This is a genomic window from Paenibacillus sp. 2TAB19, from assembly GCF_052115185.1.
Classification (GTDB): Bacteria; Bacillota; Bacilli; order Paenibacillales; family Paenibacillaceae; genus Pristimantibacillus.
Window position 1 is genome coordinate 1 of sequence record NZ_JBFRGE010000163.1, and the last position, 3,646, is coordinate 3,646.

Annotated in this window: 3 protein-coding genes and 1 pseudogene; all 4 read left to right on the forward strand. The window is 39.9% G+C overall.

Features of this window, described 5'->3' with window-relative positions; genetic code table 11:
- Positions 1–733: 733 nt before the first annotated feature.
- Positions 734–1,360 (forward strand): hypothetical protein, encoded by a 627-nt coding sequence (locus tag AB4Z33_RS30500; RefSeq protein ID WP_442053496.1) that lies wholly within the window; start codon positions 734–736, stop codon positions 1,358–1,360.
- Between the two features lie 594 nt (positions 1,361–1,954).
- A pseudogene (locus AB4Z33_RS30505) lies at positions 1,955–2,643 on the forward strand (reverse transcriptase domain-containing protein); the annotation flags it as partial.
- Positions 2,644–2,943: 300 nt separating this feature from the next.
- The gene (locus AB4Z33_RS30510; RefSeq protein WP_442053497.1) at positions 2,944–3,078 is read left to right on the forward strand and encodes a hypothetical protein; all 135 of its coding nucleotides are present in this window, start codon (positions 2,944–2,946) and stop codon (positions 3,076–3,078) included.
- Positions 3,079–3,407: 329 nt separating this feature from the next.
- The coding region (locus AB4Z33_RS30515) for a hypothetical protein (RefSeq protein ID WP_442053498.1) at positions 3,408–3,646 on the forward strand (239 nt) is incomplete at its 3' end.

Below are 3,646 nucleotides of genomic sequence, written 5' to 3' on the forward strand. Positions count from 1 at the left end.
CGGAGAACTTTAGTTGAATACAACATGGAGCAGATTGCGATCGGGCAGCTGCTCCATTTTCATTAAGCTAAAGGGAGGAGAGTTGAGTGGAACATAGAATATATTACATAATAAATACTCATGCTTGGAGGTTGGATTGTTACGGAAGAGGATTTTTTAGATATGCTTCAAATTGGTTAGAAAAACTTCCACAGAATTTGTGTCGAAGCAGGTATTTATCATGGATTAGACTTATTCGGGTATAACCTTTGATAACTATTTATTTTCAGTTGATTTTGCAGGCTCGAAATATCAATACTCCACATTAATGTACTCTATTCTTAAAACTTGCCACTTCTTCAATTATGTTTTTAAAGATGCAGTCTTGGTTTGTAATTCGCTCGTTGGCTCAGAATTCAAAGGGGCATTTAATGAGGGTGTMACCTTTACGGATAATACATATCATTCGGAACCCTCACAGAGTGATATCTAGCTGACATGATAAAATAAAAAACCTTTGAGCTAAAGAGGAACTTTAGTTTTATGGACTATTATTTATATGGTGAAGAAACAAATGTGAATCTCTTTGGACAATTTTTTCAAATCATCAATCGAGGAAAAGAAACTTGGTATGCGGTTGGTAAAGAGACCCCAGTGCAATTAAGAAGTACATATATATGCTGGGTTATCCTATTTCAGAGCGAGTACGCTAATGGGTAAATTATATGATGAATTTCTGGAGGGATTAGGGTTTATGAACAAACGAATGGGTATGAAAATATTTGTAATTTTAATGACTAGTATTTTGCTTATAAGTTGTGAAATGAATCAATCCTCCGAATCCAAAGTTGAAGAAACAATGAAAGTAACTGAACCAACAACTGAACCAACAACTGAACCAACAACTGAACCAACAACCAATCCCAAAATAGAACCGATTGGATTGGTATCCGACTTTGACCAGTCGCTTTCTGATGAAAATATTCAGGCTTATTATGGCTTAGGGTGGGAATCGTTGGATCAGGAGTATTCCTTATATATTAAAGCATTTTTTCAACGTGTATTATTTCTTGAAGATTATATCAATATCGAAGGTAGCGAACAGCAAATAGACCCRGTWTCTGAGATTCGGAAGAGTGAAGATGTAAGCAATCAATTGTTAGGTATTAAATTTACTAATCCAATAACTACAACAGTAGATCAGTTACCAAAAGGAATCATTGAAATATGGTTTAACATCAACAAAGAAAAACTCTTTATGTATATTAAATTACAAGACAATAAATGGTACTCTTATACAGTTCTCGACGGACTTTTTACAGGCGACATGAAAATCATGGAGGAAGTGTTATCTAGTATTTTATCCGATAATAGAGCTTAATTTATGCTTTCTCGGTACGATGCAGTTTAATTACGAATGCTCGCTTATTGGCAGGAATTCGCCAGAGGATGAATCGTAACCTGGATTGAATGGGACGAGAGTCTTCAGAGTGAGCGCGCATGTGGGAACAAAGGGGCGAGTTTTCGCTCCTTTTTTGTGTGCGCCCAGCATGGGCGCTTTCAGTAGGGTTATAGCCCCTGAATGGCGAAGGCATTAGTAGCCATAGCTCAAGGCAAGGGGTGTCCACCGTTAAGGTGTCTGAAGGAAGCCGGCGGCAAATCTCAGGTCTGAGGAACACGAACCTCATATAAGGCTAGTGTACGTTGGACAAGACTGCACAACAAGTCAAAGCTCACACTGCTGAAGGCGTACGAAAGTAGATGGGGCAGATAGATGGAGCGGAAGATAGCATTTCTTACCTGGGGAGATCTATATGGAAGGCGAAGTAAACTTCGTAACCTTGCTCGATAGAGCATGTTGAACGTACATAAGTCAGTAGAGGCCATAGTACGCAGATTGTCGCACAGATGCGGAAGGGCTGAACATGGAATAGGAAAGTAAGCGACTTGGCGTTCGATACTGTCACGAGATAATATGCTGTCAGCGCTAGCGAGGGTCGAAGCGAACAAGGGAAGTCTTGGCATAGATGGTATGTCGGTAAAAGACTTACGCAGACACATCGTACAAAACTGGCAAACGATTCGCGAAAGTATATGAAATGGAACCAAAGAGCCTAGTCCAGATCGTCGGGTCGAAATCTCCAAACTGAACGTTGGAACTCGGTTTTTAGGCATACCAACCGTGACAGACCGCCTCATTCAACAGGTGATCACGCAAGTATTAACAAACACCTGTATTTGACCCCACATTCTCTGAGCAAAACTATGGATTTCGCCCTCAAAGGCGAGGGTATGACGAGGTAAGGAAAACGCGCAGTTACATGCAAGAGGGTCATCACATTGTGTTAGATATCGACATAGAGAAATTCTTCGACCGCAACCATCATGACCGTTTAATGGCAAGCTAGCGGAGCGAGTAGCGGATAAAACCGTGTTGAAGCTCATTCGTACGTATTTACAGGTGGGATCTATGGAAGGAGGTCTTGTCCAAGCATCAATGGAAGGAGCGCCGCAAGGAGGGCCACTGAGTCCATTGGTATCTAATGTCGTCCTTGACGAATTAGACAAGAAATGGAGCAGAGCAATCTTCGCTTCGTGAGATATGCCGATGATATCATTTACTTGAAAACGTGGAAAGCAGGGCATCGCATGATGATGTCCATTGAGGTCGGCGGGGTTCAATTGAGTATATAAAATATTAAGCCAGGATATTTAGTCAGCGTACGCGGACGTGAATTTCAGTTAGTAGTGAAAGCTAATCCTAAAACGGTTGAACTTCAATCAAAAGTTGTGCCGTACACATTAAAACACCCGTATGCAGAGATTCAAGAAATGCAGATTCCAGAAGGTTGGACCGACTCGGAAAAGATGCCTCACAAGCTGTGAACCCTTTCTGTGAGTGAGATTTGCTACGACAATAAGATTGGCTGTGATTGTATAAAAAAGGTACTTCAGGTGATCAAAATGACTGAAAAAAATGTGATGATTCAAGCTGTCGAAGGTAAAGACAATAAGCCCATTCGTGATACCTTCGTTTCAGAAAAAACGTCGATTGGTAAAGATTTCACGCGGCGAACCGCCGGTAGTCAACTATCATAGCTGGTACCTATAAAAGCATAATTGAATTCGTCTGGAGGCCAGCTACTGTAAATGGCCTTTTATTTATATGTCTGCTTGGACAGTGTGTTTGCTTCTTGGCTACTTGAATAGGTATTCAACTGAGGCATGCGATATTGAAGGTGTGCTTTTTATTGGAATTTTAGATGGTTTTTTTTGCTAAGTGTTTCGGCTGTACATGTGACGAGTGAGAGGAATTACGATGTGACTCAAAGTATTAATTAAACAGATATGTTAAATTTTTAACACTTAAACTTCCTAATTATACTAATTTATGATATACTCGTAAAAAATGGAGGAGTGATAAATTAATGAAAAGAATTACATTATTAAGCGCTTTCACAATTGTGTTCCTGTTGACAGGTTCAATTGTGTGGGCGAACTATGATCAATGGTCATCGTTTAAGAAAGATGAAGGTGTTATTCAATCTCAAGATGGTATCTTAACTAAAATTCCTAGTGATCAAGAAAAGCTAGAAGTTGTAAATTCTATTGATCCAGCTCTAGGAATCCCACTGAAAGAATTAGGATCAGCGACGCCTGTAAATGG